Genomic DNA, 12923 nt, shown 5'->3' on the forward strand with positions numbered 1-12923 from the left:
CCTATGCGGCCTTCTTCGGCGGCGCGGAGAAGGCACCCGCGCCCTTCAGCGAGTTCACCTTCGCGTCGTCGTAGCCGAGCACGTTCTTCAGCACGTCGTCGGTGTGCTCGCCCAGGAGCGGGCTGCGCTCGATCTTCGCCGGGGAGGCCGAGAGCTTGATCGGCATGCCGACGTTGAACCACTTGCCGCGCTGCGGGTGGTCCAGCTCGACCCACATGTCGCGGCCCTTCACGTGCTCGTCGGTCGCGAGGTCCGTCGTGGACATGATCGGCCCGCACGGAACGTCGAGGGGATTCAGGATCGCCATCAGCTCGCGCTTGGTGTACTTCTCGGCGAACTTGTTGAGCAGCGTCCACACGAGCTGCTGGTTCTTGCGGCGCTCGACGATCGTGGCCACGCGCGGGTCGGCGGCGAGGTCGGGAACGCCGACATCCGGGCCGATGCGGTTGGCCAGTGCCGTCCACACTGCTTCCTGGACGACCACGTAGAGATAGTCGTTGGCGCCGTGCGGCTTGCAGTGCACGGCGTTGCCGAGCTGGCCGCCGCCGGAATCGTTGCCCGCGCGCGGCACGTCACCCATGTTCTGGTACGTCGGCACGGAGAATTCGGCGAGCGACTGGCGCGTGAGGCGCTGGTGGTCGCGGAACTTCACGCGGCAGAGGTTCATCACGCCGTCCATCATCGCGACCTCCACGTACTGGCCCTGGCCGGTGCGCGTGGCCTGGTGCAGCGCGGCCAGCAGGCCGATGGCCAGGTGCAGGCCCGTGCCCGAGTCGCCGATCTGCGCGCCGGTCACGAACGGGGCTCCATCGGGCACACCCGTCGTGCTCATGGCCCCGCCCATCGCCTGCGCGACGTTCTCGTAGGCCTTGAAGTCGGAGTACGGGCCGGAGGAGCCGAAGCCCTTGATGGATCCCACGACGATCTTCGGGTTGATCTCGTGGATCTTGTCCCACGTGAAGCCGAGGCGCTCGAGCACGCCGGGGCCGAAGTTCTCCATCATGATGTCGCACTTCTTCAGCAGGTCCACGAACACCGCCTTGCCCTCGGCGCTCTTCATGTTGACGGTGATCGAGCGCTTGTTGCAGTTCAGCATCGTGAAGTAGAGCGAATCCGCATTGGGCACGTCGCGCAGCTGCCCGCGCGTGGCGTCGCCCTGCGGCGGCTCGAATTTGATGACATCCGCGCCCATCCACGCGAGCAGCTGCGAGCACGTCGGACCCGCCTGCACGTGGGTCATGTCGAGGATACGAACTCCTTTGAGAGCTTCCATAGCGCTTCGCTTTCCTTGTTAGGGCGTCCTCCGCAGATAAACGCGGATAAACGCCGATGTGCTGTGTGGGGTATCTGCGTTTATCCGCGTTTATCGGCGGAGGAAGCCTTTGCCTTATTTCTTTTTAGCAGCGTTCGGGTTGAGGGAGGTGATGCGCCCGCTCTCCGTTCCCGCTGTTTCGTCGATGACTGCGTTGATGAGCGTGGGCTTGCGCGACTTGATCGCCTGCTCCATCGCCGAGCGCAGCTCCGCTGTCGTGGTGGCGTGGACGCCCACGCCACCGAAGGCCTCGATGATCTTGTCGTAGCGTGCACCCTTCACGAACACCGTGGGCGCCGGGTCGCGGCCCGTGGGATCGACGTCCGTGCCCTTGTACACGCCGTTGTTGTTCATGATGACGATGCACACGGGCATGTCGTAGCGGCAGATCGTCTCGACCTCCATGCCGGAGAAGCCGAAGGCGCTGTCGCCCTCGATCGCGATCACCTGCTGCTTCGTGGCGGCCGCGGCGGCCACGCAGTAGCCCATGCCGACGCCCATGATCCCCCAGGTGCCGACGTCGATGCGCTTGCGGGGCTTGTACATGTCCACGATGGAGCGCGTGAAGTCGAGCGCGTTGGCGCCCTCGTTCACGAGCATGGCATCGGGATTCGCCTTGATGATGTCGCGCACGACGTTCAGCGCGCTGTGGAAATTCATCGGCGAGGGGTTCTTGGCGAGCGTCTCGGCCATCTTCGCGATGTTGCCGTTCTTCTTGGCGGACACCGCGTCCGTCCATTCCTTCGGCGGCTTGGCCCAGCTCTTGTCGACGGCCTTCTGCAGCTCCGCGACGCAGGAGGCGATGTCGCCCACCAGCGGGGCATCGATCTTCACGTTGCTGTCGGCTTCCTGCGGCGAGATGTCGACCTGGATGAACTTCTGCTTGCCCCAGCCCTTGTGGCCGTTGCCGCCCCAGGTCTTGCCCTTGCCATGCGAAAGCAGCCAATTCAGGCGCGCGCCGATCAGCAGCACGACGTCGGCTTCCGGCAGGACGAAGGAGCGGGCCGCGGACGCACATTGCTCGTGCGTATCCGGCAGCAAACCCTTGGCCATCGACATCGGGAGGTACGGGATGCCGGTGGATTCGACGAGCTTGCGGATCTGCGCGTCGCATTGCGCGTAGGCGGCACCCTTGCCGAGGAGGATCAGGGGCTTCTTCGCGCCTTTGAGCATGTCGACCGCGCGGGCCACGGCGTCGGCGCCCGGGATCTGCGCCGGTGCGGCATCGACGACCTTGATCAGCGTCGAGCGGCCGGCGGCGGCTTCCATCGTCTGCGCGAAGAGCTTGGCGGGCAGGTCGAGGTACACGCCGCCCGGACGGCCGGAGACGGCAGCACGGATCGCCCGCGCGATGCCCACGCCGATGTCCTCGGCGTGCAGGACGCGATAGGCGGCCTTGCAGACGGGCTTGGCGATGGCGAGCTGGTCCATCTCCTCGTAGTCGCCCTGCTGGAGGTCGACGATCTCGCGCTCCGAGGAGCCCGAGATGAGGATCATCGGGAAGCAGTTGGTCGTGGCGTGCGCGAGGGAATTCAGGCCGTTCAGGAAGCCCGGGGCCGAAACCGTGAGGCAGATGCCCGGCGACTGCGTGATGAAGCCGTGGATGGAGGCGGCGTAGCCCGCGTTCTGCTCGTGGCGGAACGACAGCATGCGAAGCCCCTCGGCCTGCAGCATGCGCGTGAGATCCGTGATCGGGATGCCCGGCAGGCCGTAGATCGTGTCGATGCCGTTCAGCTTCAGGGCCTCGATCAGCAGGTGGAAGCCGTCGATCGTCTCCGACGGGGCGGGGGCGGCGCTCTGGCTGCTCACCGGGTGGGCCGGCGCAGCGGCAGGTGCAGCGGCGACGGGCGGGGTGACGGTTGCCATGTTGTAATCCTCCGGGGGGTGCCTCGGGCCTCGAAATACGCGGACCAGGCAGGGAAAATGGACCTAAGAATCAAGCTACAATCTTAGGAAAACGGACTCGCTGGCCACCTTGATACGGGTCAAGTTTCGACCCCCCGCACGACCCCGATGACCCTTCTCGCCAATCACCCCCAACGGAGCGAAATCCGCGACCTCCTGCTGCGGAACATCGTCCTCAGGCGCCTGGACGCCAAGGCGTTCGACGAGCTCGAATCCGACCTGGCGATCGTCGATTACCGCAAGGGCGACGTGCTGCTCTCCCAGGGCGCCCACGAGATGGAGCAGTACTTCGTCCTGGACGGGGTCCTGAAGCGCGTGGTGGCGAGCCCCGAGGGCAAGGAGATGATCCTGCGCTTCGCCAAGGAAGACGACATGGACACGAGCTACGCGGCCTGGAAGCTGCGCACGCCCGCGCCGTATTCGATCCGCGCCGTGACCAAGGCCCGCGTGGCGAAGATGCCCCTGCCCCAATGGGCGGCGTTCCTGGACCGGCATGTCGAGCTCAAGGACGATTTCGAGTACGAGGTGATGCACCTGATGAGCGAGGTGATGGCCCATACCATCACGCTGCACCTGCTGGACGCCCCCGGGCGGGTGCACCGCTTCTCCCGGAAGCACCCCGAGCTGGCCGAGCGCGTGCCCAAGAAGGAGCTCGCCTCCTACCTCAACCTCTCGGCCGAGACGCTCTCGCGCCTCAAGCACGCCGGCAAGATCTAGCTAGCCCTTGTCCTTCAGCTGCGACGGGAAGCGGTAAAGGCCGCCGGCCATCGTCCGCAGCTCGTCGTCGATGCCGGCCACGCCCGCCAGCCCCTCGATCACCGCGTGGACGCGCTCGCGCTCCTTGTCGTTGGCCACGATGCCGCGGAGCGCGACCCGGCCGCCCGACACGTCGATCGAGATCTCGACATCCGAGGTGCGATCGTCCGCCCGCAGCGCCGCACGCGCCCTCGCCTGGAGGGCCATGTCGGCCAGCTTCTGGCGCGAGGCAGGTGTTTCCTGGAAAGCCGCGCTCTTCGCCATGCGCACGACCGTGTCGACGCAATCGGCGATCGGGACGCGCTCCGTGTTGAGCGTGAGGTCGTAGAGCGTGGGATCGCCCCATTCGATCTTGAACATCTCGCCCATGCGCGCGGCGCGCGCCGCATCGTCGGTCTTGATCTCCTGGCGGGCGAGGGCCTCGTCGTCGGTCTGCAGGCGCTCCATCAGCCGCTTCACGCGAAGATCCATCGGGGCGCACACCTGGACGCACGGGATGTGCGGCACGGAATGCAGCAGGAGCGTGGCGCCCCAGCCGCGGATGAGGACGTTGCCCTTGAGCGCGAGGTCGTAGACCTCGTCGGCGGTGAAGATCGAGATGGTCTTCTCGTCGGCCGACCACTTCTCGATCGTGCCGGCCTTGCCCTCGCGGATGCGGCGGATGAGGCTTTTCTTCACCTGCATCTTGCCGGCCACGACGTCGCCGACCTCGTGGCGGACCTGCTGCAGCCCGAGGGCCTCGCACACGCCGAGCGCCACGTCCTTGCCGAGCGTGGCCATTTCCTGGGTCATCGCGATGACGGCCATGTCAGTTCGCTCCGTTGCCGTTGTTGGCGCTGCGCCCGCGGATGACGTCCATGGCCATGCTGATGAGCGGCCAGAAGAGCAGCAGCAGCGAGAGCGTCGTGATCGTGCCGACCAGGCCGTTGGAGAAGAACGCCGAGAGGTCGCCCTGGGAGCCGAGCATCGCCTGGCGGAAGGAGTCCTCCGCCCGGTCGCCCAGCACGAGGGCCAGCACCAGCGGCGCCAGCGGGTAGTCGAGCTTCTTGAAGACGTAGCCCATCACGCCGAAGATCAGCATGAGCCAGACATCGAACATCGAGTTGTGCACCGTGTACGCGCCGATCGCGCAGATCACGAGGATCACCGGCGCGATGATCGCGAACGGCACGCGCAGGATCGCCGCGAAGAGCGGCACGCACGTGAGCACGACGATGAGGCCCACGATGTTGCCGAGGTACATCGAGGCGATGAGGCCCCAGACGAAGTCGGCCTTCTCGACGAAGAGCAGCGGCCCCGGCTGCAGGCCCCAGATCAGCAGGCCGCCCAGCAGCACGGCCGCGGTGGGCGACCCGGGCACGCCGAGCGTGAGCATCGGCAGCAGCGCCGAGGTGCCGGCCGCGTGCGCCGCGGTTTCCGGAGCAACGACGCCTTCGACCATGCCGGTGCCGAACTTCGCTCCGTCGGGCGACATCTTCTTCGCGAGGCCGTAGCTCATGAAGGACGCCGGCGTGGCGCCGCCGGGGACGATGCCCATCAGGCAGCCCACCATCGACGAGCGCACGGAAGTCTTCCAGTACTTCGGAAGCTCCTTCCACGTGTCGATCACGACGCGCATGTCGAGCTTGGCCTTGGCGCCCTTGAACTCCAGGCCCTCCTCGATGGTGAGGAGGATCTCGCCGATGCCGAAGAGGCCGATCACCGCGATCAGGAAGTCGAAGCCCTTCAGCAGCTCCATGTAGCCGTAGGTGAGGCGAAGCTGCCCGGTCACCGTGTCGGTGCCCACGGCCGCGAGCGCGAAGCCCAGCATCATCGCCGCGATGGTCTTGAAGGGCGAGCCCTTGCTCATGCCGACGAACGCGCAGAACGTCAGCAGGTAGACCGAGAAGAACTCCGGCGGCCCGAAGCGCAGCGCGAACTTGGCCACCAGGGGCGCCATGAACGTGATGAGCAGCACCGCCACCAGCGCGCCCACGAAGGACGAGGTGAACGCGGAAGTGAGCGCCGCGCCGGCTCGCCCCTTCTGCGCCAATGGATAGCCGTCGAAGGTCGTCGCGACCGACCAGGGCTCACCGGGGATGTTGAAGAGGATCGACGTGATGGCGCCGCCGAAGAGCGCGCCCCAGTAGATGCACGAGAGCAGGATGATCGCGGAGGTCGTCCCGCCCGGCTGCGAGGCCATGGAGAACGTGAGGGGCAGCAGGATGGCCACGCCGTTGGCACCGCCCAACCCGGGGAGCACGCCGATGATCACGCCGAGGATGATCCCGGCGAACATCAGCATCAGGTTGAACCATGACAGCGCGACCTGGAAGCCGCCGATGAGATTCTGGAGTTCTTGCATGTCGGGTCATCCCCTCACTGGAATCCGAGGAGGGCCTCTATGGGGCCCTTCGGCAGCGGTACCTTGAACCACACCTCGAACATGAGGAAGAAGGCGACCATGGTCGCCACGGAGACCACGCCGATCTTGAGCCACGTGTACTTGCCGAGGTAGCGCATGAAGGCGGCGATGAAGATCACCGACGCCTCGTAGATGCCCAGGGAATAGACGGGATTCGAGATCAGCACCACGTAGATCGCGTACGGCACCATGACGATCAGCACCATGCGCAGCTGCTCGCGGGTGACGAAGGCCTTGTCGCCCGCGTCCTTCGCCTTGGCGCCGATCGCGGTGACCAGGTTGATCACCGAGGCGATGATGATCATCACGCCGATGTAGAACGGGAAGTAGCCGGCCTGCGGCCCGTCGGAACCCCAGGTGGAGCCGAGCCGGCGGCTGTCGTAGACCACGAGCGCGCCCGCGACGAGGAACAAACACGCCACGACGACCTCCCACACGCGAACCGATCCCACGGCCTTCTCGTGGCCCGTCTCGTCCATGCCCTGCTCCTTAGTTCTGAGGTGTTACGGGCTCCGGGGGACCCCGGAGCCCGGACCGGCGGTTACTTCGCGAGGAAGCCCGCCTCCTTCATGAGGTTCTGGTGCAGCGACTCGTTCTGGGTGACCCAGTCCGAATACTCCTTGCCCTTCAGCGCCGTGGTGTTGAAGGCGCCTTCCTCGATGAACTTCTTCCATTCCGGCGTCTGGCTCACCTTGTCCAGCACGCCGACGAAGTAGGCGATCTGGTCGGGCGTGGCGCCGCCGGCCATGAAGATGCCGCGCAGCATGAGGTAGTTGGCGTCCAGGCCCGCTTCCTTGCAGGTGGGGATGTCGCCCCAGGCCATGTCCTTCGTGACCTTTTCCTTGTAAGGCATGCGCGCCGTGTCGAACACGCACAGGGGACGCAGCGCCCCCGCGCGCCATTGGGCGACGGCCTCGATCGGGTTGTTCACGGTGGAGTCGACGTGCTTGCCGACCAGCTGGGTGGCCACTTCCCCGCCGCCCTTGTAGGGGATGTAGGTGAACTTGGCGCCCGACTGCTTCTCGATGGCGGCGGTGAGGATCTGGTCTTCCTGCTTGGAGCCGGTGCCGCCCATCTTGAACTTGTTGGGGCCTCCCGCTTTCACAGCATCGACGTATTCCTTGGCCGACTTGTAGGGGGCTTCCGCGTTGACCCACAGCACGAATTCATCCAGCGCCATCATGCGCACCGGGGTGAGGTCCTTCCAGTTGAAGGGCACGCCCGTGGCGAGCGGCGTCGTGAAGAGGTTGGAGAGGGTGATGACGATCTTGTGCGGGTCGCCCTTGGCGCCCTTCATGTCGAGGAAGCCCTCGGCTCCGGCGCCGCCGCCCTTGTTCACGACGACCATGGGCTGCTTCATGAGGTTGTGCTTGGCGATGATCGACTGGATCAGCCGGGCCATCTGGTCGGCGCCGCCGCCGGTGCCGGCGGGGACGATGAATTCGACCGTCTTGGTGGGCTCCCACGCGGCGAAGGCCGGCGAGAGGAACGTGAGGGCGGCGCCCAGGGCTACCGCCGTGCGGGTAAGGCTGAAGAAGCGCTGTTTCATGAAATCTCCTCGCGGCATTTTTTAGTGAAGGAACAACTCTGTTGCCCTGGAACGTCTGCCTCGCGCGTCGCGTTGACCGCGCGGGTGCCCGCCTGCTCCTAGCGGGCCGAATCCGGCGACTTCGCCGGCTCCGGATGCGCGCCCTGGCTCTCCAGATGCCTGGCGGCCGCGTTTCTCAGCGTGCGTCCCGCCAGCAGCCGGCCCAGCCCGACCACGAAAATCGCTCCTGCGGCGGCCACGGCGTACTTCGTCGCGGGCGCGAATTGCTGCGTGAATCCGGCGATGGCGCCATCTTCCCAGGCCATCTCGCCGGCGACGAAGCCCAGCAGGCCGGCGCCGATGGTGATGATGATCGGCCAGCGCTCCATCACCTTCAGCAGCAGCGTGGCGCCGAAGATGACGAGGGGGATCGAGATGCCGAGGCCGATCATGAGCAGGCCCCAGTGCCCGCCCGCGGCGGCCGCGACGGCGATCACGTTGTCCAGGCTCATCACGAGGTCGGCGATCAGGATGACGCGGATCGCGACCATGAGGTTGTTGGACGATTCGATGTGCTCCTCGCCGTCCTCGGGCAGGAGCAGCTTCACGCCGATCCACAGCAGCAGGACCGAGCCGATCAGCTTCAACCAGTGCAGCTCGAGCAGCGCCACCGCGAAGAGCGTGAGCACGATCCGCATGATGATCGCGGCGCCCGAGCCCCAGATGATGGCCTGCTTCTGCTGGCGTGGCGGCAGCGAACGCGCGGCAAGCGCGATCACCACGGCGTTGTCGCCGGAGAGCACGATGTTCACGCCGATGATCTTCAGCAGCGCGGTCCAGAATTCAGCGGTCTCAATGCCCATGGCGATTGTGTGCTTCCGAGTAAAGCGGGGGCTTATAATTTTACGCGTTAACGGCGAAAGGTAGTGACCGAGCGTGGGATTCACCTTGACTTGCATCAAGACCGCCGTGCGACTGCTCGCATGCTGCACTGCACTCAGCGCGTCCATTGCGTTCGCGGATGCGCTCGATGCCGACGTGATCGCCGCGAAGGAAGCCTCGCGCACCGGCAACGTGAGGGCGCTCGAGGCCGCGAAGGCGAAGCTTGCGGGACACCTGCTCGAAGCCTACCCAACTTACTGGCTGCTGAACGCGCCGCTCGAACGCGCCGATCCCGCCCAGGTGCAAACCTTCCTCGCGCGCCATGCCGACTCGCCGCTCGCCGACGCGCTTCGCCGCGACTGGCTGAAGCAGCTCGGCGCCACCGGGTCGTGGGACGCGTTCCGTGCGGAATATCCGCGCCTCGTGGGCGAGGACATCGACATCACGTGCTACGCCTACCGGGCGCGCCTCGCGGCGGGCGATGCCGAGGTCTTCACGGAAGCGCGCTCGCTCTTCCTCGCGGGGCGCGAGGCGAGCGCCAGCTGCGATCCGGTCTTCGCCGCGCTCGCCGACGGCAAGCACATCGGCCCGCCCGAAGTCTTCGAGCGCCTGCGCAAGCTCCTCGCGGCCAACGCCATGCGCGACGCCAAGCGCACCAACGCGCTGTTGCCCGCGGGCCAGCAGTTCAACGACAAGACGCTCGACCGAGCGGGGTCGGACCCCGCGAAGTTCCTCGCGCACGAGAAGTCGCCGATCTTCAACCGCGCCACGAAGGAGCTCGTGATCTACGCCGTGGCGCGCCTCGCGCGGAGCAAGCCCGAGGAGGCCGCGGATCGCCTCGTGGCCGTGGCGGGCCGCCTGGGTCCCGACGAGCTCCGTTACGCGTGGGGCCAGCTCGCTTTCCAGGCGGCGATGATCCACCACCCTCGCGCGCTCGCCTGGTACGCCGAAGCGGGGGACGCGCCGCTCACCGACGCGCAGCTCGCGTGGAAGGCGCGCGCGGCGCTGCGCGCCGGCGAATGGAAGACCGTCCTCGCGGCCATCCAGGCGCTCTCGCCCGAGGAGGCGCGTGACGGAGCGTGGCGCTACTGGCGCGCCCGGGCGCTCCGCGAGCTGGGGAGCCCCGAAGCCGCGCAAGCCCTGCTCACGACACTCGTGCGCGAGCCCAACTTCTATGGATTGCTCGCGGCGGACCAGCTGGGCCTTTCGGCCGCGCCGGCCTGGGAGGGCTACAAGCCCACGGAGGCCGACCTCGCTCGCGTTCGCGCCATGCCCGGCATCCAGCGTGCGCTCACGCTCTATCGGCTGGACCTCGACACCGAGGCGTTCCGGGAGTGGTTCTTCGCGGTGCGGTCGCTCTCCGACCCCGACCTCCTCGCGGCCGCGGAGCTGGCGCGCCAGGCGGGCGAGCCGGACCGCGCGATCAACGCGGCCGACCGCACCGTGGCCGTTCACGATTTCGGCCAGCGCTATCCGGTCCCGCATCGCGACGCGCTCGCGGCCGCCTCGAAGGTCAACGGCGTCGACGAGGCGTGGATGTACGGGATCATTCGCCAGGAAAGCCGCTTCGTGTCCGAAGCGCGCTCGCGTGTCGGCGCCACCGGCCTCATGCAGCTCATGCCCTCGACGGCGCGCTGGGTCGCGCGGCAGATGTCGATGCCGTCGTTCACGCCCGCAATGCTGAGCAAGCCCGAGGTCAACGTGCAGATGGGTACGTACTACTTCAAGCGCGTGATGGGCGACCTGGGCGGCGACCCGGTGCTCGCGACCGCCGCGTACAACGCCGGGCCGGGGCGCGCGAAGCGCTGGCGCGACGCGAAGCCGCTCGAAGGCGCGATCTACGCGGAGACGATCCCCTTTCCCGAGACGCGCGACTACGTGAAGAAGGTGCTCGCCAATACCTGGTTCTACACGAGCCGGCTCACCGGCAAGACCACGAGCATGGTCAACCTCGCGGGCACGGTGCCGGGGCGCGGCGCCACCGATGCGGCGGACGCGGCGCTGGCCGCGGCCGTGCCCTGAGGAGCGCGCCGTGCAACCGCGCACGATCGCACTCGTCGGCGGCACCGGCTTCGTCGGGCGAGCGCTGGGCGAGCGCCTCACCGAGCGCGGCAAGGCGCTGCGCGTGCTCACGCGCCGGCTCACCAATGCTTCGAGCCTGCTGATCTACCCGATGATGGATGTGCGCGTGGGCAACTCGCTCGATGTCGAGTTCCTTTCGCGCGCTTTCGACGGTGTCGACGCCGTCGTGAACCTGGCGGGCATTCTCCACGAGCGCGGCGGCCAGACCTTCCAGTCGGTGCACGTGGATCTTCCGCGGCGCCTGGCCAACGCATGCCGCGCCGCGGGCGTGCGCCGCATGGTGCACATGAGTGCGCTCGGCGCCGCGGAGAACGCTCCGAGCGAATACCTTCGCAGCAAGGCGCTCGGGGAGAAGGCGGTCGTCCAGGGTGCCGGCGACGGCATCGGCGTCACGATCGTCCGCCCCTCCGTGATCTTCGGCCGCCATGACGCGTTCGTGAACCGCTTCGCCGCGATGGCGAGGGTCTTCCCGGTGATTCCGCTGCCCGGGGCCGAGGCGCGCTTCCAGCCGATCTGGGTGGAAGACGTCGCGCGCGTGATCGCCCTCGCCCTGGACGACGGCGGCACGGCGGGCAAGTCGTACAACCTCTGCGGACCGAAGCCCTATGCGCTGCGCGAGATCGTCGAGCTCGCGGCGCTCTACAGCGGCCACCCGCGGCGCGTCATCGCCGTGCCCGATTGGGCTGCGCGCCTGCAGGCCGCGGTGCTCGAGCACTTGCCGGGGCCGCTGCTCACGCGCGACAACCTGCGTTCGATGGAAGTGCCGAACGTGTGCGACGGGCCTTTCCCCGACCGCTTCGGCTTCGCGCCCTCCGCGCTCGAGTCCGTCGCGCCCCAGTACCTTGCCGACGCGAGCCCGCGCGGCCGCTACGACCGCTACCGCTTCCGGGCCGGGAGGTAGCGCGTGAAGTCCTACGTGGTGGGCGGCGCCGTTCGCGACGAGCTGCTCGGCATGCCGGTGCAGGATCGCGACCATGTCGTGGTCGGCGCGTCACCCGAGGAAATGGTGCGCAACGGCTTCCGGCCGGTCGGCGCCGACTTCCCGGTCTTCCTGCATCCCGAGACACAAGAGGAGTACGCGCTCGCGCGAACCGAGCGCAAGACCGCGCCGGGCTACAAGGGCTTCACCTTCCATGCTTCGCCCGACGTGACGCTCGAGGAAGACCTCCTGCGCCGCGACCTCACCATCAACGCGATGGCGCGCGGCGAGGATGGCGTGCTCGTCGATCCGCATGGCGGCGAGCGCGATCTCCGCGCGGGTGTCCTTCGTCATGTGAGCCCTGCCTTCGGCGAGGATCCGGTGCGGATCCTCCGCGTCGCCCGCTTCGCGGCGCGCTTCGGTTTCGCGGTCGCGCCCGAGACGATGGCGATGATGCGGGAGATGGTCGCGCGGGGCGAAGCCGATGCGCTGGTGCCCGAGCGGGTGTGGCAGGAGATCGCGCGCGGCCTGATGGAGCGCTCGCCATCGCGCATGCTCGCGGTGCTGCTCGAATCCGGAGCCCTGGGACGCGTCCTGCCCGAGCTCGAGCGTGCCGAGTCGGCGAATCCCGGCGCCCTGGAGCAGCTCGCATCCCGGCTCGACCGGGCCGCCGCGAACGAGGCGCCGCTGGCTTCCCGCTATGCCGCGCTGCTCCTGGACCTCACGCCAGAATCCGCTGCCGCCGTCTCGACGCGCGTGAACGCCCCCGGCGATTGCCGCGACCTCGCGGTGTTGGCCACGCGCGAGCGCGCTTTCCTTTCGAATCCCGGCGACGTCGTCGCCGAGCAGTGGCTGGCGTTGCTCGAGCGCGCGGATGCCTTCCGCCGGCCCGAACGCCTGGGCCTGCTGGCGAAAGTGGCCGCGGCGGATTCCCGCGAGCCCCAGATGGCCGAGCAATTGCGAATCGCGATGGACCGCGTGCTCGCGGCCGCGCGCACGGTGGATGCGGGCGCGGTTTCCCGCGAGCATCCCGGCGACATCCCCGGCGCCATCCGGCGCGCTCGCCTCGCCGCGATCGCCGCGGCCGAGTAGAAACAAAAAGCCCCCGGCCTACGGCCAGGGGCAACATTCCATC

The 12923-nt window shown here is 67.6% G+C and carries 11 protein-coding genes; 4 read left to right on the forward strand and 7 right to left on the reverse strand.

The features are described 5' to 3' along the window. Position 1: 1 nt before the first annotated feature. Positions 2-1240, reverse strand: a complete 1239-nt coding sequence (gene frc / locus DSM104443_RS17900; RefSeq protein WP_212756776.1) for a formyl-CoA transferase — start codon at positions 1238-1240, stop codon at positions 2-4. Positions 1241-1387: 147 nt separating this feature from the next. Further along, positions 1388-3178 carry an oxalyl-CoA decarboxylase gene (gene oxc / locus DSM104443_RS17905; protein WP_171094695.1) on the reverse strand — a complete coding sequence of 597 codons (1791 nt, stop codon included), beginning with the start codon at positions 3176-3178 and terminating at the stop codon, positions 1388-1390. Positions 3179-3325: 147 nt separating this feature from the next. Here oxc and DSM104443_RS17910 point away from each other — a divergent pair, with 147 nt between their 5' ends. Beyond that, entirely contained in the window at positions 3326-3934 is a 609-nt protein-coding gene (locus DSM104443_RS17910) for a Crp/Fnr family transcriptional regulator (protein WP_171094697.1), read from the forward strand. Here the strand turns inward: DSM104443_RS17910 and DSM104443_RS17915 are convergent, their stop codons facing one another. The 5 genes from DSM104443_RS17915 to DSM104443_RS17935 all read right to left on the reverse strand — a co-directional run bounded on the left by DSM104443_RS17915 (position 3935) and on the right by DSM104443_RS17935 (position 8768). Next, a complete protein-coding gene (locus DSM104443_RS17915) occupies positions 3935-4780 on the reverse strand; it encodes a cytidylate kinase family protein (protein WP_171094699.1) in 846 nt (281 codons plus the stop codon). Position 4781: 1 nt separating this feature from the next. Continuing rightward, positions 4782-6317: a tripartite tricarboxylate transporter permease gene (locus DSM104443_RS17920; RefSeq protein WP_171094701.1), complete on the reverse strand. Its 1536-nt coding sequence runs from the start codon at positions 6315-6317 to the stop codon at positions 4782-4784. Between the two features lie 14 nt (positions 6318-6331). After that, positions 6332-6856 carry a tripartite tricarboxylate transporter TctB family protein gene (locus DSM104443_RS17925; RefSeq protein ID WP_171094703.1) on the reverse strand — a complete coding sequence of 175 codons (525 nt, stop codon included), beginning with the start codon at positions 6854-6856 and terminating at the stop codon, positions 6332-6334. A 62-nt stretch (positions 6857-6918) separates the two neighbouring features. Continuing rightward, positions 6919-7926, reverse strand: a complete 1008-nt coding sequence (locus DSM104443_RS17930) for a Bug family tripartite tricarboxylate transporter substrate binding protein (RefSeq protein ID WP_171094705.1) — start codon at positions 7924-7926, stop codon at positions 6919-6921. Positions 7927-8024: 98 nt separating this feature from the next. Then, the gene (locus tag DSM104443_RS17935; protein WP_171094707.1) at positions 8025-8768 is read right to left on the reverse strand and encodes a TerC family protein; all 744 of its coding nucleotides are present in this window, start codon (positions 8766-8768) and stop codon (positions 8025-8027) included. Between the two features lie 73 nt (positions 8769-8841). On the opposite strand from DSM104443_RS17935, the gene DSM104443_RS17940 reads away from it, so the two are divergent. From DSM104443_RS17940 to DSM104443_RS17950, 3 genes are read left to right on the forward strand one after another with little or no spacing between them, the layout of a single operon-like run. Beyond that, positions 8842-10809, forward strand: a complete 1968-nt coding sequence (locus DSM104443_RS17940) for a lytic transglycosylase domain-containing protein (RefSeq protein WP_212756778.1) — start codon at positions 8842-8844, stop codon at positions 10807-10809. A gap of 10 nt (positions 10810-10819) precedes the next feature. After that, positions 10820-11770, forward strand: coding sequence for a complex I NDUFA9 subunit family protein (locus tag DSM104443_RS17945; protein ID WP_212756780.1), 951 nt, complete (start codon positions 10820-10822; stop codon positions 11768-11770). A 3-nt stretch (positions 11771-11773) separates the two neighbouring features. Further along, positions 11774-12880: a tRNA nucleotidyltransferase/poly(A) polymerase-related protein gene (locus tag DSM104443_RS17950; RefSeq protein WP_171094713.1), complete on the forward strand. Its 1107-nt coding sequence runs from the start codon at positions 11774-11776 to the stop codon at positions 12878-12880. Positions 12881-12923 lie beyond the last annotated feature (43 nt).

The organism is Usitatibacter rugosus, assembly GCF_013003965.1.
Classification (GTDB): domain Bacteria; phylum Pseudomonadota; class Gammaproteobacteria; order Burkholderiales; family Usitatibacteraceae; genus Usitatibacter; species Usitatibacter rugosus.

Bases quoted from the DNA above. Each gene is read 5' to 3' on its own strand.
- DSM104443_RS17920 (WP_171094701.1), bottom strand. From the start codon at position 6,317: ATGCAAGAACTCCAGAATCTCATCGGCGGCTTCCAGGTCGCGCTGTCA.
- oxc (WP_171094695.1), bottom strand. From the start codon at position 3,178: ATGGCAACCGTCACCCCGCCCGTCGCCGCTGCACCTGCCGCTGCGCCG.
- frc (WP_212756776.1), bottom strand. From the start codon at position 1,240: ATGACCCACGTGCAGGCGGGTCCGACGTGCTCGCAGCTGCTCGCGTGG.
- DSM104443_RS17925 (WP_171094703.1), bottom strand. From the start codon at position 6,856: ATGGACGAGACGGGCCACGAGAAGGCCGTGGGATCGGTTCGCGTGTGG.
- DSM104443_RS17930 (WP_171094705.1), bottom strand. From the start codon at position 7,926: ATGAAACAGCGCTTCTTCAGCCTTACCCGCACGGCGGTAGCCCTGGGC.
- DSM104443_RS17910 (WP_171094697.1), top strand. From the start codon at position 3,326: ATGACCCTTCTCGCCAATCACCCCCAACGGAGCGAAATCCGCGACCTC.
- DSM104443_RS17935 (WP_171094707.1), bottom strand. From the start codon at position 8,768: ATGGGCATTGAGACCGCTGAATTCTGGACCGCGCTGCTGAAGATCATC.
- DSM104443_RS17915 (WP_171094699.1), bottom strand. From the start codon at position 4,780: ATGGCCGTCATCGCGATGACCCAGGAAATGGCCACGCTCGGCAAGGAC.